The organism is Roseibacterium elongatum DSM 19469, from assembly GCF_000590925.1.
Classification (GTDB): Bacteria; Pseudomonadota; Alphaproteobacteria; order Rhodobacterales; family Rhodobacteraceae; genus Roseibacterium; species Roseibacterium elongatum.
The window spans coordinates 1,453,512-1,473,713 of sequence record NZ_CP004372.1 but is presented as its reverse complement, the minus strand read 5'-3'; the positions used below and the strand labels follow the sequence as shown (position 1 = coordinate 1,473,713).

Here is a 20,202-nt window from a genome sequence, read left to right as displayed (position 1 = left end):
CTACCGCGGCGGCTTACTTCTGACCCTGCGCTTCCATAAGGGCACGCAGCATCTGCTCTTCGTCCATGTCATCCTCGGCGGGGCGATCACGCTCAACGCCCTGCAAAAGCGCCATCGCGTCCTCTTCGGGCTCATCGACCTCGATCTGGGTCTGATGACTTTCGATCAGACGCTCGCGCAGGTCGTCGGCGCCTTGGGTTTCCTCGGCGATCTCGCGCAGGGCGACGACGGGGTTCTTGTCGTTGTCGCGATCGACGGTCAGCGCCGCGCCCGAGGCGATCTCGCGCGCCCGGTGCGAGGCGAGCATCACCAGCTCGAACCGGTTCGGAACCTTGTCAACGCAGTCTTCAACCGTCACGCGGGCCATGGAGCACTCCGACCTTGCTTTGGGATAAGTTCGAACGGATGTCATAACGGCCTTTGCGGCCCTTGACAACCGGAATTCAGGTCAGGGGGACGACCGCCTCCAGCTCGGGCCGTGGCAGCGCCAACGCCAGATCGCGCGCCGTCTTGCCCAGCGCGGGGTGGCGCCAGTCCGGCGCGAAAAAGACCATCGGTTTCAGCACGAAGGCGCGTTCCTGCATCGCGGGGTGGGGTATCACGATTTCGTCGTCGGTCAGAACGCGATCGATCGGCGCCATGTCGCGCAGCGCCTTGTGCCGCGCCGGATCGGGCCAGATCCGATCGCCCAAGGCCACAATGTCGATATCGATGGCCCGCGGGGCCCATCGCCCTGCCTTGCGATCCTCGGCGCGGTTGAACTCGGCCTCGATACCAAAGGCCGCCTGTATGAAGGCCGCCGGGTTGTCAGCCTCGATCGCGACGACCGCATTCACGAAATCCGGCCCGTTGCCTGCCGGGTAGGCCGGCGTCCGATACAACCCGCCGCCATGCAAGCGCCTGCCCCCCGGCAGAGCGCAAAGGCGCTCCAATGCATGCAGCACGCCTGCCTTGGGCGACGCGAAGGGTCCCGGCAGATTTGCGCCGAGCGCCACATAGACGGTGCCCGGCGCGTTTGCGGCCTGCACGGAAAGGGGGGCTACATCAGTGGGAAGGTGCATGTCATTTCGTTTGCAAATGGACGCGGTTCGTCGCCATATGGCAGATGACGTCACGGCATGACAATTGCACGGTCGACAAAGAACCGAACAACAGGTTTGAGCATGGCGGGCAGGTGCTATGCGCCATTGCGCCTTGCACATCGGTGGCCGATACTTGATGACGCGTCTTCGGGTCGCGAGGGGATCCGGGAGCTTGCCCGGGTGGGGACAGCCTCGCGCGAAGCTTTTGAGAACGGGGTTGTTTCGAATGTTTTATCGGGACGAACGGCTGGCGCTGTTCATAGACGGCTCGAACCTTTACGCTGCTGCAAAGGCGCTGGGGTTTGACATCGACTATAAGCTGTTGCGCCAGGAATTCATGCAGCGCGGCAAGCTGCTGCGCGCCTTCTACTACACCGCGCTTCTGGAAAACGACGACTATTCACCGATCCGCCCGCTGGTGGATTGGCTGCACTACAACGGCTTCACCATGGTGACCAAGCCCGCCAAGGAGTTCACCGACTCCAGCGGCCGGCGCAAGGTCAAGGGCAACATGGACATCGAACTGGCCGTGGACGCGATGGAAACCGCAGAACACGTCGATCACATCGTCCTGTTTTCGGGTGACGGCGATTTTCGCCCCCTGGTCGAGGCGGTGCAACGCAAGGGCGTGCGCGTCTCGGTGGTATCGACCATCCGCAGCCAACCGCCGATGATCGCCGATGACCTCCGGCGGCAGGCGGACAATTTCATCGAGCTGGACGAGCTGAAGGACGTCATCGGCCGCCCCCCGCGGGAACCGCGCCAAGATCGCGTCGACGCCGAAATCGACGCCGACTGACCGGCAGCCCTTCCGTCGCGCCCTACCGCCCCGCCGACGGGGCAGACATCGTCGGGCGCGGCAGTTCGCCCGCGCAGCTTGGGCTGGACGGGCCGGGGGGCGGGCGATACCTGTTGGACATGCCTGATCTGTTTTCGTCGCCATAGGCCGCATCATGACCAAGCCCCCCCTGACCCTTTACCTTGCCGCACCGCGCGGGTTCTGTGCCGGCGTGGATCGCGCGATCAAGATCGTCGAGATGGCGCTGCAGAAATGGGGCGCGCCCGTCTATGTGCGGCACGAGATCGTGCATAACAAATTCGTGGTCGACGATCTGCGCGACAAGGGCGCGGTCTTTGTCGAGGAACTGGACGAGTGTCCGCAGGATCGGCCCGTCATCTTCTCGGCCCATGGCGTGCCGAAATCCGTCCCCGCCGAAGCGCAGCGCCGTGAGATGATCTATGTCGATGCGACCTGCCCGTTGGTGTCGAAGGTGCATATCGAGGCCGCGCGCCATCATGAGAACGGCCTTCAGATGATCATGATCGGCCACGAGGGGCACCCTGAGACCGTCGGCACGATGGGCCAACTGCCCGAGGGCGAGGTCTTGCTCGTCGAAACGGTCGAGGATGTGGCCACGGTTGAGGTCCGCGACCCCGACACCCTGGCCTTTGTCACGCAGACCACCCTGTCGCTGGACGATACCGCCGACATCGTGGCCGCGCTGAAAGCACGCTTTCCCAACATCGTCGGCCCCCACAAGGAAGACATCTGCTACGCCACAACCAACCGGCAAGAGGCCGTCAAGGCGATGGCTCCAAAAGCCGAGGCGATGTTGGTCGTGGGGGCGCCGAATTCCTCGAACTCGCGACGGCTGGTCGAGGTGGGTGCGCGGGCCGGCTGCCAGTATGCCCAGCTGGTGCAACGCGCGACCGATATCGATTGGCGCGCGCTCGAGGGGATCTCGACCCTTGGGATCACCGCCGGCGCCAGCGCCCCCGAGGTGCTGATCAACGAGGTGATCGACGCCTTTCGCGACCGCTACGACGTGACCGTCGAAGTTATCGAGACCGCCCAGGAAAACGTCGAGTTCAAGGTGCCGCGGGTGTTGCGCGTTCCTGCATGAGCGACGCCGCCACGATCGCCGTCTATGCACGGGCGGCAAGGCGCTATGCGGCGAAAGACCTTGCCCCGCATGACCTCGACCATGGCGACGACATCGCCGCCTTCTCTGCCCTCCTGCCACCGGGCGGGCGAATCCTCGATCTCGGCTGTGGGCCGGGGCGTTGGGCCGCCGCCTTTCACAAGGCCGGGTATCTGGTGGATGCCACCGATGTGACACCCGAAATGGCGGCCCTTGCGCGGCGCCGCTATGGGCTGACGGTACGTGTCGAACCTTTCGAGGCGCTCTCGGCCCGGTCGTACTACGACGGCATCTGGGCCAATTTCAGCCTTCTGCACAGTGCGAAATCCGATCTGCCTGGCCTGCTGCAGCGGCTGCACATGGCGTTGATGCCCGGCGGCGCACTGCATCTCGGCATGAAGCTGGGAACCGGCGAACAGCGCTGCGATCTTGGCCGCCGCTTTGCCTATTACGGGCAAGACGAGCTTCGCTCGCTGCTCGCATCCACCCGCTTCACGGTGACGCGCAGCCGCACCGGCAACGGATGGGGCGACCCGTCGGGGGGCGATACCTTCGTCATTCTGACGGCGATCGCGTCCGGCTGAACCCGATTGACGCAGGACCCGATCCCGGCCTTCATGATCCCATGCTGAGCACGCAATTCCTGCTGACCGCCCTTGTCGTCGTGATCGCCCCCGGAACGGGGGTGATCTACACCCTTGCCGTGGGTCTTGGACGCGGGCGCATCCCCTCGATCTGGGCCGCGCTTGGGTGCACCTTCGGCATTGTTCCGCACTTGCTGGCCGCGACACTGGGGCTGGCCGCCGTGCTGCATACCTCGGCGGTGCTGTTCAACATAGTGAAATTCGCAGGCGTGGCCTACCTGCTATACCTTGCCTACAGCGCCTTGCGCTCGGGCGGCGCGCTCAGGGTCGAGCCGCGCACACAGGCTGAACCGGGCCTTGCCGTTGCGCGTCGCGGCGCGCTGATCAACATCCTCAACCCCAAGCTGTCGATCTTCTTCCTGTCGCTGCTGACCCCTTTCCTGAGTGGCTCGCCCGAAACGGTGACGCGGGAAATCCTGGTCTTGGGGGGTGTTTTCATGGCCATGACATTTGCGGTGTTCGCGGTCTACGGCCTGTTCGCGGCCGCGGCACGGGATTGGATCCTCGGCTCGGCGCGCGTGATGGCATGGTTGAACAGATCCTTCGCCGCGATCTTTGCCCTGCTGGCGGGACGTCTTGCGTTCGAACGCTCCTGAGGGGTCTTGCCCCATGCGCGTTCGACAGGCAGATAACGCCCCATGACGCGCATACCCCTGACCCCGCTTCTGCTCGGCCTCGCTGGCCTGACCCCCTTTGTCTGGGGGGCCGATCACCAGCATCTGGCCCGACCTTGCCCCCTTGTCCTCGGTCATCCTGCCGCCGCGCCTGAACGGGCCGGTCCTGCTGCAGGTCTACGGCCTGACGATCCTGAGCTTCATGGCCGGTGTCATCTGGGGGTTTGCCACACGCTTCGACGGGCCGACCGCCAACCTGTTCTATGCCTTGTCCGTCCTGCCGCCGATCTGGGGGTTTCTGACGGCATCCGGCGCGACACAGCCCGCCCTGTGGACCCTGATTGTCGGGTTTGTCGTGCTGCTGCCGATCGACTGGAGCGCGCATCGCGCCAAGGTCGCGCCGGAGTGGTGGATGAGCCTGCGCCTGTTGCTGACGGCTGTCGTCGTGATCTGCCTCGGTCTTGGGGCCGTGCTGGCATGAGCGACGCGCGCACACTGGACGCCTATCGCGATCGCGCGGATCAGTATGCCGCCCTGCCGATCACGGATACGCAACGCCGCAGCCTCGAGGGGTTCCTGGCGCGCCTGCCGCCGGGCGCGCATATCCTCGACCTCGGCTGCGGGCCCGGCGTGCATGCGCGCCTGATGTCCGAGGCCGGCATGCGTGTCATCGGATACGACCCATGCCCCGAGTTCGTCGCAACAGCCCGCCGCCATCGCGTCGATACGCATCTTTGCGGCGCGGAGGATCTGACGGCCACGGCCGCGTTCGACGCGGTCTGGGCCAGTTTCAGCCTGCTGCACGCCGAAAGACACCAGATGGGACGGCATCTGACGGCCATCGGCCGGGCCCTGACGCCCAACGGGCTGCTGTTTCTGGGCCTCAAACTGGGCACGGGCGCAGGGCGCGACAGGCTGGGCCGCTTTTACACCTACTATTCCGAGGAAGAGCTGGTCGCGCTGCTGGCGCAAACGGGGTTCGAGGTGATCCATACCGAAACCGGCAAAGAGACGGGGCTTGCCGGCCGGGCAGAGCCTTTCATCCTGATGACGGCGCGCCATGGCTGAGTTATTCGCCTATACAGATGGCGCCTGTTCCGGGAACCCCGGACCGGGCGGTTGGGGGGCGCTGTTGCAGGCCAAGACCGGCGAGACCGTCCTGAAGGAACGCACCCTGAAAGGCGGCGAAGCGCAGACCACCAACAACCGGATGGAGTTGCTGGCCGCGATCTCGGCGCTCGAGGCGCTGGAACGCCCCTCGAAGATCACCGTCGTGACCGACAGTGCCTATGTCAAAGGCGGCATCACCGCATGGCTGTTCAGCTGGAAAAAGAACGGCTGGAAGACCTCGACGAAGAAACCGGTGAAGAACGAAGACCTGTGGCGCCGGCTGGACGAGGCCGCACGCCGCCACGATGTGACATGGGAATGGGTCAAGGGCCATGCCGGGCACCCCGAAAACGAACGCGCCGATGAATTGGCGCGCGCCGGAATGAAGCCGTTCAAATGAACGTCGTGCTGGCCCTCGACTATGTCTCGGCGCTGATCTTTGCGCTGTCGGGGGCACTGGCGGCCAGCCGCGCGCAACTGGACATCGTGGGCTTTGCCTTTCTGGCCGGCCTGACGGCGGTGGGTGGCGGCACGGTGCGTGACCTGCTGCTGGACCGGAACCCGGTGTTCTGGATCGCCGATCCCGTGCCCTTGCTGATCGCGGGGGCTGCTGCGCTGATCGTTTTCTTCACCGCTCATCTGCTGGAGAGCCGAAAGACCGTGCTGGTCTGGCTGGATGCGCTGGCCTTGCCGGTCGCCGTCGCAGCCGGGGTGCGGGCGGCGACCGAAATGGACCAAAGCCTGACCATCGTCATCCTGATGGGTGTGACGACGGGGTGCTTCGGCGGTCTGTTGCGCGACATCGTCGCGAACGAGGTGCCATTGCTGATCCGGCAGAACGAGCTCTATGTCACAGCGGCCCTGGGCGGGGCCTGCGCCGCGGTCGGCGCGGGCCTGATCACCAGCCAGCCCGCAGTGCCAATGGCCACCTGTATCGCCGTCAGTTTCGCCCTGCGCGCCGGGTCGCTTGCGTTCGGATGGTCGCTGCCCGTCTACAAGCCCCGCCCCCCAAGATCCTAGGCGCGCTGCAAGCCGAAAATCCTTTTCGAAGGATTTTCGGCCAGGACTCAATCGAAGGTGCCCGTCACCCGCCCCAGCAACATGAAGGCCCGCGCAGTCCGTGTATCGGCCAGGCGGGCGATTTCCTCGTCGCTGGCATTCTTCTCGAACCCCATGAAGGTTCGGTCGAAATGGCGCAGGAAGTGATGCGCCGCATCGCGAAACACCGGGTCCTTTTTCATGCGGCCCGCCGCCAGCACGAGGGACGAGCGATCATGGATCCCCCCCAGGGCCGCGACAGGGCGACCGCGTTCGCCTTGCGCAAAGCGGCGCCAGATCTCGGGCCGCGCGCGATCGGGGCGCAGATCGTCCATGTAGATGCCATCCTGGCTGAGCAACGTCAGAACGTCCTGGCTGGCCCGGATAAGGCGTTCGGTCCCCCGATCCTCGAGCGCGCGGCGCAGCGTGCGAAAGCCTTCCTTGTCGTGCTCGTTCTCGGGAAAGTTCAGTGCCTTGATGAAGTCGGAGACGGAAATCGGATCGCGTTCGGGCGTTTGCGACAGCGCCAGCGCGAGGGCCGGCTGCGGCGCCTCGGATTCCGGATCGGCAGAGGGGCCGATCGCCGCCCGCACCTCGGGCGGGGGCGCGGCGCGCATCGATGTGAACGTGGCCGGGCGCGCATCCGACGCGCTACCCCCCTGGCTGGCCACCAGTTCGTCGAGCTTTCTCACCAGGTCCGGCTTGAGGTCGAGTGCCTGTTTTTGCTGTTGCTCGACATAGGCCGCCCGCATCGCGTCGATGGAGGCCTGCAGTCGCGCCGCTTCCTGCCGCAACGCGCGGGCGGTTCGGGCCGCCATGGCCGCCACCCAGATCAGGGCCACCGGCAAAAGGATCGCCAGCACCGACAGGATCATGCCGGCCATTCCGGCGCCGCCATTGTCGCCATCGTCGAAGCCGAACAGCACCACCGCCGCCAGCCAGATCAGGGACAGCGCACCTGCGATGATTTCGATGGCCGTGATCCTGGGCTCGGGCCCGCTGCGGGCGTAAAGACCGAGGTCCAGGGACGAAGGCTTGGAGTCATCTTGCATCGGGTGGCGGCGACCTCAGCACAGGCAGTCAGACAGGGTGTGGCCGTCCGCGAGCCCGTTCAGACGTAGGAGATCGTGAGGATCTCGTATTCCTTGGTGCCGCCCGGCGTCCTGACATCGACGGTATCGCCCTCTTCCTTGCCGATCAAGGCGCGCGCAAGGGGCGACTTGATGTTGAGAAGGCCCTTTTCGATATCCGCCTCGGCCTCGCCCACGATCTGGTATTTCTTTTCGACGTCATCTTCGTCGACCAGCACGACCGTGGCGCCGAACTTGATGGGTCCCGACAGGGTTTTGGGGTCGATGACCTGCGCAAGGCCAAGCATGCCCTCAAGCTCCTTGATGCGCCCCTCGATGAATGACTGCTTTTCGCGGGCCGAATGGTACTCGGCGTTTTCCGACAGGTCGCCATGTTCCCGCGCTTCGGCGATCGCCTGGATGATCGCCGGGCGCTCGACGGTACGCAGTTTTTTCAGTTCGTCGTTCAGGGCCTTGTGGCCCGCGGGTGTCATCGGGATCTTTTCCATTGGACCTGTTCTTTGGAAAAAAGCGTAAGGGTTCGGCACGTTGGTTGATGGACCGTAAGGCCGGAACCTTGCGGGTTCAACACCGATCATGGGGCGCGCGCCCGGCGCGGCGCGACCGGTCCATGGGGCCTAGCGCGACCCGCCCCTGAGCCCGATTTCGACCGTGCCGGAGACAGACACCCCCGGCGTCGCGCGATCGGGCGTTTCGGGCTCGCCATCCGCACCGCAGGCCGCCAGCAGGACGGCGCAGAGCGCCAGGGGCAACAGGGACCGTTTCGTCGTCATGCCAGCCTCTCCTTCCAGCGGGCGATTTGCAGGCGCACCTGGTCCGGGGCCGTTCCCCCGTACGAGGTGCGCGAAGCGATCGAGTTGTGAACGCCCAGCACGTCGAAGACACCCTCGGTGATCCCGGAGTTGACGCCTTGCATGTCCGCAAGCGTCAGGTCGGGCAGATCACACCCCTTGTCTTCGGCCAGCTTGACCAGAGCGCCCGTGACATGATGCGCCTCGCGGAACGGCATGTCCAGTTCCCGCACCAGCCAGTCGGCCAGATCGGTCGCGGTGGAAAACCCGCTGGCCGCGGCCGTTTCCAATGCGGGGCGGTTTGCGGACATATCGCGCACCATCCCCTCCATCGCGGCTAGCGCCAGCATCAGGCTGTCGGCGGCGTCGAAGACCTGTTCCTTGTCCTCTTGCATGTCCTTGGAATAGGCCAGCGGCAGCCCCTTCATCACCGTCAGCAGGCCCACATTGGCCCCCAGGATGCGCCCGATCTTGGCGCGGATCAGCTCGGCCGCGTCGGGGTTCTTTTTCTGCGGCATGATCGACGACCCGGTCGAAAACCGGTCCGACAGGGCGACGAAACGGAACTGCGCCGAGGACCAGATCACCAGCTCTTCCGAGAAGCGCGACAGGTGCATGGCGCAGATGGTCGCCGAGGACAGGAATTCCAACGCGAAATCCCGGTCGCTGACGGCGTCGAGCGAATTGGCGCAAGGCGCTTCGAACCCCAACGCCTCGGCCGTCATGTGCCGGTCGATGGGAAAGGAGGTGCCAGCCAGCGCCGCCGCGCCGAGGGGGCATTCGTTCATGCGCGCGCGGGCATCGCGGAACCGGCTGGCGTCGCGGCCGAACATTTCGACATAGGCCATCATGTGATGGCCCCAGGTCACCGGCTGCGCGGTTTGCAGATGGGTAAAGCCGGGCATGACCCAATCGGCCCCGGCCTCGGCCTGTGTCAGCAGGGCGCGCTGCAGCGCCTCGAGCCCCGCGATGGCGGCGTCGATCTGATCGCGCACCCAAAGGCGAAAATCGGTCGCCACCTGATCGTTGCGCGACCGGGCGGTGTGCAGGCGGCCCGCCGGTTCGCCCAGCAGATCCTTCAGCCGGGCCTCGACATTCATGTGGATGTCTTCCAGCGCGGTCGAAAACGCGAATGTGCCGGCCTCGATCTCTGACAATACGGTGAGCAGCCCTTCCCGGATGGCCTCGGCGTCGCTATCCCTCAGGATGCCCGTGGCTGCCAGCATGGCGGCATGGGCGCGGGAGCCTTCGATGTCTTGCCGCGCCAGTCGTTTGTCGAACCCGATCGAGGCATTGATCGCCTCCATGATCGCGTCCGGCCCGGCGGCAAAGCGGCCGCCCCACATCGTGTTGGAGCCCGTGTCAGACATGTCCAGTCGCCCTTCGGAGGGAGTGAAAAGATGATCCGCAGCATGTGCGCGTTCGTGCTCTACATCGGCCTTGGCCTCGGTGCAAATGCCGCCGCCGCGCAGGACCTGTCGGATTTGACCACCGGCGAGATGCGCGGCCTCGTGCTGCACGATACGCCGCAGGACATCTCGACCGGCCCCTATCTGCGCGAAGACGAGACCGAGGGGCGCCTGTCCGATTTCGAAGGCCAGGTGATCGTCCTGAATTTCTGGGCCACGTGGTGCGCCCCCTGCCGCGAGGAAATGCCGGCGCTCAACACCTTGCAGGAAACCCTGGGCAGCGACACGTTCCGGGTGGTGACACTTGCCACCGGGCGCAATCCGCCCCAGGCCATTCGCCGCTTTTTCGAGGAAGAGGGCGTGACCGCCCTGCCCCAGTATCGCGATATCAACCAGCAGATCGCACGTGATATGGGCGTGTTTGGCCTGCCGATCACCGTCATTCTCGACCGCGACGGGCAGGAAATCGCCCGGCTGCGGGGCGACGCCGACTGGGCCAGCCCCGAGGCGATGACCCTGATCGAGGCGCTGATCGCCGACGGGTGATCGCCGATTTCCCTACGGGACAACAGACGAAAAAACCGGGTTTCTCCCTCGCGACGCCGCAACGCCGGTCGAGGGAAAAAACGTTTCCCGCCGAACCTTACCCCTGCGAAAGCGCCGCGACAGGTGCGTAACGCGGGCAACCGACGAGGTGGTCGTTGATCAACCCGGTGGCCTGCATCCAGGCATAGACGATCGTCGGGCCGCAGAACCGAAAGCCCGCCCGCTTCAGATCCTTCGATATGCCCTCGGACAGGGGGGTGAAGGCCGGCACCTCGGCCAATGTCGTCCACCTGTTCTGGATCGGGGTGCCGTCGACGTAATCCCACATGCGGTCTGCGAACCCGCGGCCCTCCTCCATCTCGAGGAAGGCGCGGGCGTTTCCGATCGTCGCCTCGATCTTGCCACGGTGGCGGACAATCCCCGGATTCTCCAGCAGCCGCAGGACCTCGGGCTCGCCCCAGGCGGCGATCACCTCGGGGTCGAACCCGGCGAAGGCGTCGCGAAACGCCTCGCGCTTGCGCAGAATCGTGATCCAGCTGAGGCCGGCCTGGAACCCGTCGAGGATCAGTTTTTCCCACAAGGCCCGGCTGTCGCGTTCGGGCACGCCCCATTCGGTATCGTGGTAGGCGACATAAAGCGGGTCGGTGCCACACCATCCGCAACGCCCGCTTTCCGTGTCACGCATTGTCCGCGCCTTTCTGCCTGCAATTAGAACAAAATGTGAAATTTCACCGATTCTTAAGAGCTGTGGCGGCATTACGTCCATCGAAGGATGCACGGAGGTGGAGATATGCGGCGCAAAGGGCACGATCTGATCGAACCCGGCCTTGGCAGCCCGCTCGAGGTCGCAATCAGCCAGCGGGACCGCGGCACCATGGCCATGGTCGAACAGGCGCTGGCCCGCAACGATGCCGTGCTCGCCTTTCAGCCGATCATCCGCGCGGACGGGCAAGGCGTCGCCTTCTGGGAGGGGTTGATCCGGATCCTCGACGAAACCGGCCGGATCATACCGGCGCGCGATTTCATGGGTGCTGTGGAAGACCGCGATCTTGGCCGCCAGATCGATTGTGCCGCCCTGCTTGCGGGTCTGCGGACATTGCATCAGCACCCCACCCTGCGCCTGTCGATCAACATGTCGGCCCGGTCGGTTGGTTACCCGAAATGGATGAAGATCCTGAAAGGGTTTCTCAAGTACCGGCCCGACGTGGTCGAACGGCTGATCCTCGAAATCACCGAAAGCTCGGCCATGCAGATGCCCGAGATCGTGGCCATTTTCATGGAGGAATTGCAGGACAAAGGCGTCACCTTCGCGCTGGATGACTTTGGCGCAGGCTATACGGCCTTCCGCCACCTCAAGCAGTTCTGCTTCGACATCCTCAAGATCGATGGCCAGTTCTCGCGCGGGGTACACGAAGACGCCGACAACCAGGTCCTGTCCGAGGCGCTGATTTCCCTCGGCCGGCATTTCGACATGCTGGTCGTTGCCGAAGCGGTCGAGACCCAGGCCGAAGCACAATGGCTGACACAGGCCGGCGTCGATTGCATGCAGGGCTATCTCTTCGGTGCGCCCAGCCTGAGGCCGCCCTGGGCCCAGACGGCCGACCCCACCGCGCGCCGCGCCTGACCAGGCACCTGGTCCCGACCACGCAATCGGCCGGCCCCGGACGCGGGCGGGACAAAGCGTGACGCTGGGACACACTGTCGGTTGTATCGACCCCATACGGATTCTATCAAAGATGGCGAGACAGCTGCGAACGACCCCCTCTCGGGTGAGTGGGACGGCTGCAGGACACAAGGAAAGGGACATTCATGACCAACGTCGTCATCGCCTCGGCCGCGCGCACCCCCGTGGGAAGCTTCTTGGGCTCATTCGCAAACACACCGGCCCATGAGCTGGGCCGCATCGTTCTCGAGGCGGTGGCTGACCGCGCCGGCGTCGACAAGTCCGAGATCAGCGAAACCATCCTCGGGCAGGTCCTGACCGCCGCGCAGGGTCAGAACCCCGCTCGTCAGGCCCATATCAACGCGGGCTTCCCGAAAGAGGCCGCGGCATGGGGCATCAACCAGGTCTGCGGGTCGGGCCTGCGGGCGGTGGCGCTGGGTGCACAGCACATCATGCTGGGCGATGCGGAGATCGTCATTGCAGGCGGCCAGGAAAACATGTCGATGAGCCCCCACTGCCGCCCCCCTGCGCCAGGGTCAGAAAATGGGCGACATGCAATATATCGACACGATGATTCGCGACGGCCTGTGGGATGCCTTCAACGGCTATCACATGGGCCAGACCGCCGAAAACGTGGCCCAACAGTGGCAGATCAGCCGCGACATGCAGGACGAATTCGCCGTCGCCAGCCAGAACAAGGCCGAGGCCGCCCAGAAAGAGGGTCGGTTCGCCGACGAGATCACGGCCGTGACCATCAAGACCCGCAAGGGCGACATCGTCGTGGACAGCGATGAATACATCCGCCACGGCGCGACGATGGAAGCGATGCAGAAACTGCGCCCCGCCTTCACCAAGGACGGCTCGGTCACGGCCGCGAACGCAAGCGGCCTAAACGACGGCGCCGCCGCAACCCTCCTGATGAGCGCCGACGAGGCCGAGAAGCGCGGGATCGAACCGCTGGCACGGATCGCGTCCTACGCAACGGCCGGTCTCGACCCCTCGATCATGGGCGTCGGGCCGATCTACGCCTCGCGCAAGGCACTGGACAAGGCGGGCTGGTCGGTCGACGACCTCGATCTGGTGGAGGCAAACGAAGCCTTTGCCGCGCAGGCCTGTGCCGTGAACAAGGACATGGGCTGGGATCCGGCCATCGTGAACGTGAACGGCGGTGCCATCGCCATCGGCCACCCGATCGGCGCCTCGGGGGCCCGCGTCCTGAACACGCTGCTTTTCGAAATGAAGCGCCGTGACGCCAAGAAAGGCCTCGCGACCCTTTGCATCGGCGGCGGAATGGGTGTGGCGCTGTGCGTCGAACGCCCCTGACCGACATTGAACACGAAAACGGGCCCCGCGCGGCCCGTTTTTCGTGATGGCCGCCCTGCCGGACCCCGAGCAACTCGTTTTCTCTGGCGGTGGCCTGCGCTGCTTCTGGCAGGGGGGCTTTCTGTCACGCGTGCAGCAGGCGCGGCGCTTGTCCCCGGCGCGCATCACGGGGGTCGAGCGGCGGGGCGCTGGCGGGTGCGGCCTGGATATCTGGGACCGAACACCGGCTGCTCGAGGAGATGTGTGCCGCCTTCGAGTCACGCGATCATAACCTCGACCTGTTCAACACCGATGGCGACGGCATCACCCCGCACCAACGCATTTATTGCGATGTCGTGGCCCGCGTGCTGGATGCCGACGCAGCGCAACGGCTGGCGGACGGCCCGCAGTTTCAGATCCAGATCGCCCACCCCCCGGACCAGTGCCCACCCGACGCTGACGGGCACCGCGCTGACCGCAGCCTACGAGGCCGAGTTGCACAGCGTGAACAGCCCGCATTTCAGTTGGGCCGAGAAACTGGGCCTGCACGCCCATCTGGTCGATGCAAACACGGCCGCGCGCGAGGGGCGTCTCGTCGATCTGGTCACCGCCGCCGCGGTGATCCCGCCCGTGTTCGAACCGCCCCTGTGGGAGGGCAAGCGCGTGGTCGATGGCGGCATGGCCGACCAGGCCCCGATGCCCACACCCGATCGGGGCGTCACATGGGTGTTACTGACGCGGGCCTACAAGCGGCTGCCGCAGGTCGAGGGGCGCCATTACATCTGGCCCGGAGATGAAACACCGGCCGACAAGATCGATTTCACCGACCCGCAGAAATTGCGCGACACATGGGATCTGGGCGTAAGTGACGCAGAAAAATGGCTTTCTGCATGAGCAATATTGTTGCGCTTGCAGGCGCAGCACAATAACAAAGTTTCCAATTATCCAAGCCAGAAACGGAGGAGACCATGGCTAGAGTTGCGCTCGTCACCGGCGGCACCCGCGGGATCGGGGAAGCCATTTCCAAGGCACTGAAGGCCGAGGGCTACGAGGTCGCCGCGACCTATGCCGGCAATGACGAGAAGGCCGCCAAGTTCACGGAAGAAACCGGGATCAAGACCTACAAGTGGAATGTGGCCGACTACGAATCCTCAAAGGACGGGCTTGCCAAGGTCGAGGCCGATCTTGGCCCGATCGACGTGGTTGTGGCAAATGCGGGCATCACGCGCGATGCCCCGTTTCACAAGATGTCGCCCGAGCAGTGGCACGAGGTGATCGATACGAACCTGACCGGCGTGTTCAACACGGTCCACCCGATCTGGCCCGGCATGCGCGAGCGCAAGTTCGGCCGCATCATCGTGATTTCCTCGATCAACGGTCAAAAGGGCCAGTTCGCGCAGGTGAATTACGCCGCGACCAAGGCCGGTGACCTGGGCATCATCAAGAGCCTCGCCCAAGAGGGCGCGCGCGCCGGCATCACGGCAAATGCCATCTGCCCCGGCTACATCGCGACCGAGATGGTCATGGCCGTTCCGGAAAAGGTGCGCGAATCGATCATCGGGCAAATCCCGGCAGGCCGCCTGGGCGAACCCGAAGAGATCGCACGCTGCGTCGTGTTCCTGGCCTCGGACGATGCCGGCTTTATCAACGGGTCGACCATTTCGGCCAACGGCGCCCAGTTCTTCGTCTGATCCGCGCCGCAGCAATGAAAAGGCCGGGGTCTGCCCCGGCCTTTTTGGCATCGGTCATGCGCGTCGTTCAGCCACGGCGCAGATGAAACAGACGGCCGACCAGGCCGGCCACATATCTCGCGCGCTCGCGACGGGCGCGGTCGACGATGTCATTGATGTGTTTCTGAGACGAAATCGCGTACATCGGTGAGTTCCTTGTCCTAAGGTCTTCACCTCCCCTGCGTATTGAAATAGGGGCTTACGGCTCCCCAAACCACCAGAATTACGGAAGATCGGGGTTTCCCCAAACGCAATGCTTGACAGGGGTCAACAAATCGGATCGCAGGGTCGACCCGATGTCGTCTGGGCTGTGCCCTGCACAGGCCGGGCACGCCAAATCGCTGGGGCGTGGCGCGGGCCCGGTGGACCCGCGCCGGCCCGATCAGATTTCCAGACGGGTGATTTCTTCTTTGAGGCGGAGTTTTTCTTTCTTCAACTCTCGCACGGTGAGGTCGTCGGTTCCGGGACTGCGCTCAGCCTCCTCGACGCGGGCAGAAAGGGTCGCATGCTTCTTCTTGAGTTCCTGAAGATGTGCACCAAGCGACATCGGCCGTCCTCCTCTGGTTATGTAACACTTGCATGTACACTGCAGCACGGATTTCGCGTCTTGTCATCCCTTGCAAATGTCCGGAAATTGCCTACCGGCGATATCGATTTCACCCCCAGTCGATCGGCGCCCCGTCCCGCAGGACCGACGCGGCCACGGGGGCGAAATCATCGCCGTCCTTTTCATGCCGAACCCCGGCGTGCAGGACCAAAGGGGCCAACAGGGTGAACGGCGCCTTGCCCCCCTTTCGCGCCCGGAGCAGAATGCGCCGTGCGGGCCGGCCCATCCGCGATTGCAGCGGCAAGATCGAGATCGCCCCAAACCCGCCCGCCAGCGCCGCCAGGCAGTCGGGCAAACGGTCGGCCGATTGTATCATCGTGAGCCAGCCTTTCGGCCTGAGCCGTGCCCGTGCCGCCCCAATCCAGACCGACAGGGGCGTGGCCTCGCGCAAGGCCGCCTCGCGCCCGTCGTCGCGCGCCGCCGTGCCGTCGCCTGTCGCGAAATAGGGCGGGTTGGCAATCACATGGTCGAAGGATCGCGCCCGAAGTGCCGCCGGCAATGCCGCAAGATCGGCCAATGTCACGTCCAGCCCGTTGCGGCGGGCCAGATCGGCATAGGCGGCCTGCCGTTCAACGCCCATGATCCGCACATCCGGCACACGGGCCCGCAGACACAGAGAGGCCACCCCGACCCCACAACCCAGTTCCAGAACGGACTGCCCCGCCCGTGCCGGACAGGCGGCCGCCAGAAAGACCGGGTCGGTGCCCGCACGATAGCCGCGGGCCGGTTGCCATGCGTGGACACGCCCCCCGAGGAAGGCGTCGCATGTCAGACCGCCCTCGTTCATTCCGTCACGGGCAGGTCGTTGTCACGCAGAATCGCGCGCGCCAGATGGGCATCTTCGCGGCGCACCATCAGGCGACGCGGCAATACGCCTATGGACCCTTCGAGAACGCTCATATGGACGTCCATCTCGAAGACCTCTATACCCTCGCCCGACATGAGCGCCGAGGCAAAAGCGATCTGGGTCGGGTCGTTGCTGCGCATCACCTCTAGCATGAGTCGGCATGTAGGCCCCCCGCCTGCACTTGTCGAGTGACACGGAAGGACTGGGCCCATGAGCCTCGACGATGCCGCCACGAAACCGCACGAGCGGATGCAGGCCGCGCTGGCCGATGACCTTGCCGCCGTGGGCGACCTGATCCGGGCGCGGATGGCGTCGCAGCATGCCCCGCGCATCCCCGAGGTCACGGCGCATCTGGTCGAGGCGGGCGGCAAGCGGGTGCGCCCGATGCTGACGCTGGCGGCGGCCCGGCTGTGCGGCTACGATGGCGACGCGCATCAGAAACTGGCCGCGACGGTCGAGTTCATCCATACCGCCACCCTGCTGCACGACGATGTCGTGGACGAAAGCCAGAAGCGGCGCGGACGGCCCACCGCCAACCTGCTGTGGGACAACAAGTCGAGCGTCCTGGTGGGCGACTACCTGTTTGCACGCTCGTTCCAGTTGATGGTCGAAACGGGAAACCTGCGGGTCTTGAACATCCTGTCCAACGCGGCCGCCACGATTGCCGAAGGCGAGGTGCTGCAACTGACTGCGGCCATGAACCTTGCCACGACCGAAGAGATCTACCTGCAGGTGATCCGAGGCAAAACCGCGGCCCTGTTCGAGGCGGCCTGCGAGGTCGGCGGCGTCATCTCGGGCCAGGACGAGCGCGTGGTGACGGCGCTGGCCACCTATGGCGATGGGCTGGGCGTGGCCTTCCAGATGGCGGATGACCTGCTAGATTGGGGCGGGGCCGGCGGTGAGATCGGCAAGAATACCGGCGACGATTTCCGCGAACGCAAACTGACCCTACCCGTGATCCGCGCCGTGGAACGCGCGGATGCCGATGAACGCGCCTTTTGGAAACGGACCATCGAAAAGGGCGACCAGCAGGATGGCGATCTGGAGCAGGCCATGGACCTGTTGCGCCGCCACGGCACGCTGGAGGAAACGCGGGACGTCGCCAACGGCCATGTCGCGAACGCCAAGGCCGCCCTGTCGATCCTGCCCGAGCATCCGCTGCGCGAGATGATGATCGACCTGGCCGACTATGTCGTGGCCCGGCTGAACTGAGGCCGAATAATCTTCGGCAAGATTATTCGGCGCGGCGGCCTATGCCGCGCGCACGGCGCCCGAGTCGACCCACCAGTCGGGTTTGCTCTCGCCGATCCGGGCGGCGGCCATCTGTGCTGCCTCGGCGCTGCCGAACAGGCCAAAACAGGTGCCGCCCGATCCGCTCATCCTTGCCAGCAGGCAGCCCGGTTGCGCCTCGAGATGGTCAAGAACCTCTCCGATAACGGGCACCAGCGCGCGGGCCGGGGCCTCGAGGTCGTTGCGGGCGTGGCAGAGATAGGCGACCAGCGACGGCAGATCCGTCCAGTCGGGCTCCGGCAATGCGGCATTCTCGGCGTGGGTGAGCGCCTTGAAAACCGGGCCGGTGGGCACCTCGACGCCGGCATTGGCAAGGACCATCCACAAGGCGGGCAGGTCGGGCAGGTCGCACACGACCTCGCCGATCCCTTGCATCCGTGCCGGGCGTCCGAACAGGCACACGGGCACATCGGCGCCGAGGGGCAGGACCTCTTGTGGCGCGGGTCGTGGCCGCGCCCAGAGGTCGGACAAGCCGCGCAGGGCGCTTGCGGCGTCCGACGATCCGCCGCCGATGCCCCCGGCCGGCGGCAAGGTCTTGTCCAGCGTGATCGCTGCACCGCGCCCTGCCGCCAACCATTCGGCTGCGCGCCAGACGAGATTGCGGCTGTCGGTCGGAATATCGGCTGCCCGCGGGCCCGTCACCGAAAGGCTCAGGTCCGGGGCGTCGGATATCGTCAGACGATCACCGATATCCGCGAAGACAACGATCGAGTCGAGCAGATGATAGCCGTCGTCGCGCCGTCCGGTGACGTGCAGCGCCAGATTGACCTTTGCGGGGGCGAATTCTTGGATCACTGGGTTTCGCCAACTCCGCCTTCTTCCTCGAGGACGCGATCCAGGCCGATCTCCAGCTTGCGGCGGATGCGGGTCGCATCTTCGTCCTCGGGGTCGAAACTCAGGGCGCGTTCCCATTGGAACCGCGCCTCGCGTTCGCGTCCGACCATCCAGTAGACGTCACCAAGATGGTCGTTCACGATCGGATCGGTCGGCAATAGCTGCACGGCCCGTTCCATCGGCTCGACCGCTTCGTCGAAACGTCCCAGGCGGTAAAAGACCCACCCCAGCGAGTCGACGATATACCCGCTGTCGGGACGGGCCGCGACGGCGCGTTCGATCATGCCAAGGGCCTCGTCAAGGTTGCGGCGCTGTTCCACCAGGGAATAGCCCAGGTAATTCAGGACCTGCGGCTGTTCGGGATTGAGTTCGAGAGCCCGGCGGAAATCGGCCTCGGCGGCGTCCCAATCATCGGTGCGATGATGACAGATCCCGCGGGCGTAATGCACGAACCAGTAGCGGGGCTGGTCGGTATCCACCAGGTCGAGCGCGGCGGTGTAGGCGTCGATCGCCCCCTGGCAGTTTTCGGCCCGCCGGAGCATGTCGGCATAACCGGCCAGAACGCTGGCCAGGTCCGGGCGCTCTTGGGCCAGTTGGGCCAGCACATCGGTCGCCCGCTCGATATCGCCCATTTCCTCGATGGCCTCGGCGCGGCCCATCTGGGCCTCGACATACTGGTCGCTGTCGGCGGGCACCGCGCCATAGGCGTCGGCGGCAAGCGCAAACTGTCCGCTGTCATAGAGCAGCTCGGCCGCAAGCATCCTCGCGTCGGCATGATCCGGTGCGATCTCTGCGGCCGCGCGGGCGTAGATCAGGGGCAGGTTGGACGGGGCATCACCACCCAGCGCCTGAGCGACGGTGAAAAAGACCTCGGCCACCCCTTCGGCGGCGGTGGCGACAAACCCGTAGGGCCCTTCGGCCCCCGCCCCGATGCGCGCCTGCAATTCGAGCAGGGCCGGGTCCGGAACCTGCTGCGTATACCCATCCAGCAGATCGAGGGCGTCGGCCCGGCGGCCCAGTTGCACCAGGATTTCGGCCCGCCCGCGGACAACACGTTCCGTCTGGCTGATGCGCACCATCGCGTCGCTGGACAACAGGGCGTCGGCCCGCTCGAAATTGCCCGTGGCCGCATGGGCCAGCGCCAAGTGCAATGCACCCAGTTCGGCCATCAGCCGATCCTCGGCGATCGTTTCGAAAATGCGCACTGCACGGGACATGTCACCCGCCCCAAGGCTGAGCCAGCCCAGTGCCAGATCGTCGATGAAGGGCCCGGCCCCGCGGCCTTGCCCGATTTCGGCGCGCACGCGATCCCATTCCTGCAACCGGATCAATTCGACCAGTCGCACGAGGTTGATCAGCTCTTGTCCACCGGTGCTGTCGGGCATGTCTTCGGCAATCGCGGCGGCACGCCCGAAATTGCCCAGCGCCGCATTGGCAAAGACGGCATTCCCGATCAGCAGCGGATTGCCGGGATCGGCCAGCAGGGCACTTTCGAAATAGGCGGCCGCCTCGCGGTGATCGCCACCGATCACGGCCGCCCGCGCGGCGAGGTAGGGCCCGGCGAGGCCGCTTTGCGCCGCGCCCATGGCGGCATGCCCCCCTTCCTCGGCATGGGCGGACGGCACGAGAGTCCCCAGCGCCCCCGCCGATCAAGGTCGCGCGAAAGAACGAGCGAATGGCAG

25 protein-coding genes and 1 pseudogene are annotated in these 20,202 nt (G+C 65.3%); 14 read left to right on the top strand and 12 right to left on the bottom strand.

The genetic code is table 11. The features are described from left to right. Positions 1-13: 13 nt before the first annotated feature. On the bottom strand, positions 14-367 hold the full coding sequence (rpoZ, locus tag ROSELON_RS07025) for a DNA-directed RNA polymerase subunit omega (RefSeq protein WP_025311712.1): 354 nt from the start codon (positions 365-367) through the stop codon (positions 14-16). A 76-nt stretch (positions 368-443) separates the two neighbouring features. Then, positions 444-1,028, bottom strand: a complete 585-nt coding sequence (gene folK, locus ROSELON_RS07020) for a 2-amino-4-hydroxy-6-hydroxymethyldihydropteridine diphosphokinase (protein ID WP_025311711.1) — start codon at positions 1,026-1,028, stop codon at positions 444-446. A gap of 280 nt (positions 1,029-1,308) precedes the next feature. Between folK and ROSELON_RS07015 the strand changes: the two genes are divergently transcribed. From ROSELON_RS07015 to ROSELON_RS06980, 8 genes are all read left to right on the top strand, one after another. Continuing rightward, positions 1,309-1,881 (top strand): LabA-like NYN domain-containing protein, encoded by a 573-nt coding sequence (locus tag ROSELON_RS07015; RefSeq protein WP_025311710.1) that lies wholly within the window; start codon positions 1,309-1,311, stop codon positions 1,879-1,881. A 154-nt stretch (positions 1,882-2,035) separates the two neighbouring features. Next, positions 2,036-2,986 carry a 4-hydroxy-3-methylbut-2-enyl diphosphate reductase gene (gene ispH, locus ROSELON_RS07010; RefSeq protein WP_025311709.1) on the top strand — a complete coding sequence of 317 codons (951 nt, stop codon included), beginning with the start codon at positions 2,036-2,038 and terminating at the stop codon, positions 2,984-2,986. Beyond that, positions 2,983-3,588, top strand: coding sequence for a class I SAM-dependent methyltransferase (locus ROSELON_RS07005; RefSeq protein WP_025311708.1), 606 nt, complete (start codon positions 2,983-2,985; stop codon positions 3,586-3,588). Before ispH ends, ROSELON_RS07005 begins: the two co-directional genes overlap by 4 nt. 41 nt (positions 3,589-3,629) lie before the next feature. Further along, positions 3,630-4,244, top strand: a complete 615-nt coding sequence (locus ROSELON_RS07000) for a LysE family translocator (protein WP_025311707.1) — start codon at positions 3,630-3,632, stop codon at positions 4,242-4,244. Positions 4,245-4,386: 142 nt separating this feature from the next. Further along, a complete protein-coding gene (locus ROSELON_RS06995) occupies positions 4,387-4,743 on the top strand; it encodes a DUF3429 domain-containing protein (protein WP_342665323.1) in 357 nt (118 codons plus the stop codon). Beyond that, positions 4,740-5,330, top strand: coding sequence for a class I SAM-dependent methyltransferase (locus ROSELON_RS06990; protein ID WP_025311706.1), 591 nt, complete (start codon positions 4,740-4,742; stop codon positions 5,328-5,330). Before ROSELON_RS06995 ends, ROSELON_RS06990 begins: the two co-directional genes overlap by 4 nt. Then, positions 5,323-5,772, top strand: a complete 450-nt coding sequence (rnhA, locus tag ROSELON_RS06985) for a ribonuclease HI (protein WP_025311705.1) — start codon at positions 5,323-5,325, stop codon at positions 5,770-5,772. The genes ROSELON_RS06990 and rnhA overlap by 8 nt, the downstream gene beginning before the upstream one ends. Then, positions 5,769-6,392, top strand: a complete 624-nt coding sequence (locus ROSELON_RS06980) for a trimeric intracellular cation channel family protein (RefSeq protein WP_025311704.1) — start codon at positions 5,769-5,771, stop codon at positions 6,390-6,392. Before rnhA ends, ROSELON_RS06980 begins: the two co-directional genes overlap by 4 nt. A 47-nt stretch (positions 6,393-6,439) precedes the next feature. Here the strand turns inward: ROSELON_RS06980 and ROSELON_RS06975 are convergent, their stop codons facing one another. The 4 genes from ROSELON_RS06975 to argH all read right to left on the bottom strand — a co-directional run bounded on the left by ROSELON_RS06975 (position 6,440) and on the right by argH (position 9,662). Next, positions 6,440-7,462 carry a hypothetical protein gene (locus tag ROSELON_RS06975; RefSeq protein ID WP_025311703.1) on the bottom strand — a complete coding sequence of 341 codons (1,023 nt, stop codon included), beginning with the start codon at positions 7,460-7,462 and terminating at the stop codon, positions 6,440-6,442. Positions 7,463-7,521: 59 nt separating this feature from the next. Continuing rightward, positions 7,522-7,989 (bottom strand): transcription elongation factor GreA, encoded by a 468-nt coding sequence (greA, locus tag ROSELON_RS06970; protein WP_025311702.1) that lies wholly within the window; start codon positions 7,987-7,989, stop codon positions 7,522-7,524. 129 nt (positions 7,990-8,118) lie between these two features. Then, positions 8,119-8,274, bottom strand: a complete 156-nt coding sequence (locus tag ROSELON_RS18165; protein WP_156945883.1) for an argininosuccinate lyase — start codon at positions 8,272-8,274, stop codon at positions 8,119-8,121. Further along, complete coding sequence (gene argH, locus ROSELON_RS06965; RefSeq protein WP_025311701.1) at positions 8,271-9,662, bottom strand: argininosuccinate lyase; 1,392 nt, start codon at positions 9,660-9,662, stop codon at positions 8,271-8,273. Before argH ends, ROSELON_RS18165 begins: the two co-directional genes overlap by 4 nt. A 30-nt stretch (positions 9,663-9,692) precedes the next feature. Between argH and ROSELON_RS06960 the strand changes: the two genes are divergently transcribed. Next, positions 9,693-10,247, top strand: coding sequence for a TlpA family protein disulfide reductase (locus tag ROSELON_RS06960; protein WP_038650269.1), 555 nt, complete (start codon positions 9,693-9,695; stop codon positions 10,245-10,247). Between the two features lie 97 nt (positions 10,248-10,344). Here the strand turns inward: ROSELON_RS06960 and ROSELON_RS06955 are convergent, their stop codons facing one another. After that, positions 10,345-10,932, bottom strand: a complete 588-nt coding sequence (locus ROSELON_RS06955) for a DNA-3-methyladenine glycosylase I (RefSeq protein WP_025311699.1) — start codon at positions 10,930-10,932, stop codon at positions 10,345-10,347. Between the two features lie 105 nt (positions 10,933-11,037). Here ROSELON_RS06955 and ROSELON_RS06950 point away from each other — a divergent pair, with 105 nt between their 5' ends. The 4 genes and pseudogenes from ROSELON_RS06950 (at position 11,038) to phbB (ending at position 14,903) form a co-directional block, all read left to right on the top strand. Continuing rightward, positions 11,038-11,871 carry an EAL domain-containing protein gene (locus ROSELON_RS06950; protein WP_025311698.1) on the top strand — a complete coding sequence of 278 codons (834 nt, stop codon included), beginning with the start codon at positions 11,038-11,040 and terminating at the stop codon, positions 11,869-11,871. 185 nt (positions 11,872-12,056) lie between these two features. Further along, positions 12,057-13,233 (top strand): annotated as a pseudogene (locus tag ROSELON_RS06945) (acetyl-CoA C-acetyltransferase). 351 nt (positions 13,234-13,584) lie between these two features. Then, complete coding sequence (locus tag ROSELON_RS19045) at positions 13,585-14,106, top strand: patatin-like phospholipase family protein (RefSeq protein WP_342665322.1); 522 nt, start codon at positions 13,585-13,587, stop codon at positions 14,104-14,106. 74 nt (positions 14,107-14,180) lie between these two features. After that, positions 14,181-14,903 carry an acetoacetyl-CoA reductase gene (gene phbB / locus ROSELON_RS06935; protein ID WP_025311697.1) on the top strand — a complete coding sequence of 241 codons (723 nt, stop codon included), beginning with the start codon at positions 14,181-14,183 and terminating at the stop codon, positions 14,901-14,903. 421 nt (positions 14,904-15,324) lie between these two features. On the opposite strand, the gene ROSELON_RS17800 is transcribed toward phbB, so the two are convergent. The 3 genes from ROSELON_RS17800 to ROSELON_RS06925 form a co-directional block, all read right to left on the bottom strand. Then, positions 15,325-15,489, bottom strand: coding sequence for a YdcH family protein (locus tag ROSELON_RS17800; RefSeq protein WP_084613714.1), 165 nt, complete (start codon positions 15,487-15,489; stop codon positions 15,325-15,327). Positions 15,490-15,598: 109 nt separating this feature from the next. Further along, on the bottom strand, positions 15,599-16,336 hold the full coding sequence (locus ROSELON_RS06930; protein WP_025311696.1) for a tRNA1(Val) (adenine(37)-N6)-methyltransferase: 738 nt from the start codon (positions 16,334-16,336) through the stop codon (positions 15,599-15,601). After that, a complete protein-coding gene (locus tag ROSELON_RS06925; protein ID WP_025311695.1) occupies positions 16,333-16,548 on the bottom strand; it encodes a putative signal transducing protein in 216 nt (71 codons plus the stop codon). The genes ROSELON_RS06930 and ROSELON_RS06925 overlap by 4 nt, the downstream gene beginning before the upstream one ends. Before the next feature lie 58 nt (positions 16,549-16,606). Here ROSELON_RS06925 and ROSELON_RS06920 point away from each other — a divergent pair, with 58 nt between their 5' ends. Further along, a complete protein-coding gene (locus ROSELON_RS06920; protein ID WP_025311694.1) occupies positions 16,607-17,608 on the top strand; it encodes a polyprenyl synthetase family protein in 1,002 nt (333 codons plus the stop codon). Positions 17,609-17,647: 39 nt separating this feature from the next. Here ROSELON_RS06920 and ROSELON_RS06915 read toward each other — a convergent pair whose 3' ends face one another. Both ROSELON_RS06915 and ROSELON_RS06910 read right to left on the bottom strand, forming a co-directional pair. Next, positions 17,648-18,481, bottom strand: a complete 834-nt coding sequence (locus ROSELON_RS06915; protein ID WP_025311693.1) for a 4-(cytidine 5'-diphospho)-2-C-methyl-D-erythritol kinase — start codon at positions 18,479-18,481, stop codon at positions 17,648-17,650. Continuing rightward, positions 18,478-20,145: a tetratricopeptide repeat protein gene (locus tag ROSELON_RS06910; RefSeq protein WP_038650266.1), complete on the bottom strand. Its 1,668-nt coding sequence runs from the start codon at positions 20,143-20,145 to the stop codon at positions 18,478-18,480. The genes ROSELON_RS06915 and ROSELON_RS06910 overlap by 4 nt, the downstream gene beginning before the upstream one ends. Positions 20,146-20,202: the final 57 nt, after the last annotated feature.

Coding starts and splice junctions, on each gene's coding strand:
- rpoZ (WP_025311712.1), bottom strand. CDS start 367: ATGGCCCGCGTGACGGTTGAAGACTGCGTTGACAAGGTTCCGAACCGG.
- ROSELON_RS07015 (WP_025311710.1), top strand. CDS start 1,309: ATGTTTTATCGGGACGAACGGCTGGCGCTGTTCATAGACGGCTCGAAC.
- ispH (WP_025311709.1), top strand. CDS start 2,036: ATGACCAAGCCCCCCCTGACCCTTTACCTTGCCGCACCGCGCGGGTTC.
- ROSELON_RS07005 (WP_025311708.1), top strand. CDS start 2,983: ATGAGCGACGCCGCCACGATCGCCGTCTATGCACGGGCGGCAAGGCGC.
- ROSELON_RS07000 (WP_025311707.1), top strand. CDS start 3,630: ATGCTGAGCACGCAATTCCTGCTGACCGCCCTTGTCGTCGTGATCGCC.
- ROSELON_RS06990 (WP_025311706.1), top strand. CDS start 4,740: ATGAGCGACGCGCGCACACTGGACGCCTATCGCGATCGCGCGGATCAG.
- rnhA (WP_025311705.1), top strand. CDS start 5,323: ATGGCTGAGTTATTCGCCTATACAGATGGCGCCTGTTCCGGGAACCCC.
- ROSELON_RS06980 (WP_025311704.1), top strand. CDS start 5,769: ATGAACGTCGTGCTGGCCCTCGACTATGTCTCGGCGCTGATCTTTGCG.
- ROSELON_RS06975 (WP_025311703.1), bottom strand. CDS start 7,462: ATGCAAGATGACTCCAAGCCTTCGTCCCTGGACCTCGGTCTTTACGCC.
- greA (WP_025311702.1), bottom strand. CDS start 7,989: ATGGAAAAGATCCCGATGACACCCGCGGGCCACAAGGCCCTGAACGAC.
- ROSELON_RS18165 (WP_156945883.1), bottom strand. CDS start 8,274: ATGACGACGAAACGGTCCCTGTTGCCCCTGGCGCTCTGCGCCGTCCTG.
- argH (WP_025311701.1), bottom strand. CDS start 9,662: ATGTCTGACACGGGCTCCAACACGATGTGGGGCGGCCGCTTTGCCGCC.
- ROSELON_RS06960 (WP_038650269.1), top strand. CDS start 9,693: ATGATCCGCAGCATGTGCGCGTTCGTGCTCTACATCGGCCTTGGCCTC.
- ROSELON_RS06955 (WP_025311699.1), bottom strand. CDS start 10,932: ATGCGTGACACGGAAAGCGGGCGTTGCGGATGGTGTGGCACCGACCCG.
- ROSELON_RS06950 (WP_025311698.1), top strand. CDS start 11,038: ATGCGGCGCAAAGGGCACGATCTGATCGAACCCGGCCTTGGCAGCCCG.
- ROSELON_RS19045 (WP_342665322.1), top strand. CDS start 13,585: ATGCCGACGCAGCGCAACGGCTGGCGGACGGCCCGCAGTTTCAGATCC.
- phbB (WP_025311697.1), top strand. CDS start 14,181: ATGGCTAGAGTTGCGCTCGTCACCGGCGGCACCCGCGGGATCGGGGAA.
- ROSELON_RS17800 (WP_084613714.1), bottom strand. CDS start 15,489: ATGTCGCTTGGTGCACATCTTCAGGAACTCAAGAAGAAGCATGCGACC.
- ROSELON_RS06930 (WP_025311696.1), bottom strand. CDS start 16,336: ATGAACGAGGGCGGTCTGACATGCGACGCCTTCCTCGGGGGGCGTGTC.
- ROSELON_RS06925 (WP_025311695.1), bottom strand. CDS start 16,548: ATGCTAGAGGTGATGCGCAGCAACGACCCGACCCAGATCGCTTTTGCC.
- ROSELON_RS06920 (WP_025311694.1), top strand. CDS start 16,607: ATGAGCCTCGACGATGCCGCCACGAAACCGCACGAGCGGATGCAGGCC.